General features: G+C 40.9%; 1 protein-coding gene. It reads right to left on the reverse strand.

What is annotated here, in order from left to right:
• Positions 1-39: 39 nt before the first annotated feature.
• Positions 40-852: a DUF7946 domain-containing protein gene (locus tag VHA02S_RS24865; protein WP_227740482.1), complete on the reverse strand. Its 813-nt coding sequence runs from the start codon at positions 850-852 to the stop codon at positions 40-42.
• Between the last annotated feature and the right edge of the window lie 202 nt (positions 853-1,054).

The raw sequence follows: 1,054 nt of genomic DNA on the forward strand, positions 1-1,054 counted from the left end.
CGAATCACTCTTAAACAGATTGTTAGCACACAGACTTAACTACTTGTGCAAAATGACCTTATCGACTAGATAGCGTTTTAATACGCCTTTAGCTGACGTTACTCTACGTGCATGTAGCTCTATTTTTCCTCCGTCCTGTCCATCTTGAGCATAGTGCATAGACCAAGTAATTTTGCGACGTAAGGACGAAGAAGCCCCATCTGGGATTTTAAAAGATACCGTATGACCTTTGTCGTCTTCATAAAAACGCCCAATACCAGATAGGATATTATACTTAGTAGCATTCCCAACAATTCCAGAAATAAGAGTATCATCTGTTTTAATGGAAACACTCTTGAGCGTTTCAGCATTCATACGCAATACTTCGCCCACTCGAGGGCGTGAGACAGAAATTGTCATATTAGGACAGTTTTTTATTGGACGATGAGCTTCCTCGAGAGCAGACTCTAAAACTTCTTCCATATCGCCAATGAACGGTTCTACACGTTCACCTAACTTTTTAACTGTTGGCGTTTCAGGCTCATGAACCAAGTCTAGAGTTTTTGACCATGTCCATTTAAGCATATCCCAGAATGCAGCAGCAGCGACACTAGCACCTATCGCTTCTTTGTTTTCGATAACTAACGTTAAAATTTGCTCATAACTGCCTTTTTGGGGAGGGCTAACATAAATCTTAGCGCCAGATGCTCTGTTACCTTTCCTCTTTACATCACCATCATTCAATAAAGCATGAGTCGTGATTGCAATGGCACGAGCGAAACCATGTAACGACATTGAAGCATCGTACATATCTAACCTATGAAGATCTGCATCTCCGCCATTATAGGACAACTTAATTTGTATTTGCTTCATTTGGCTTCCATCACTCAGTAGCATATGTTGAGCATTATATAAGCCCAACCACAAATTCCACGTAAAAACTGGGGTTTTGTTGCATAAATGGGATTAACTGCAATAAAAATATCACTAAACTCAAGGGATTGCTTTGTGTGCTAACGCCCTGTTAAGGTGTGAGCAACGCAATACCGATGCCACCGCAGACTACCTTAAACAC

Source organism: Vibrio harveyi NBRC 15634 = ATCC 14126 = KCTC 12724 (assembly GCF_001591145.1).
GTDB classification, from domain to species: Bacteria; Pseudomonadota; Gammaproteobacteria; order Enterobacterales; family Vibrionaceae; genus Vibrio; species Vibrio harveyi.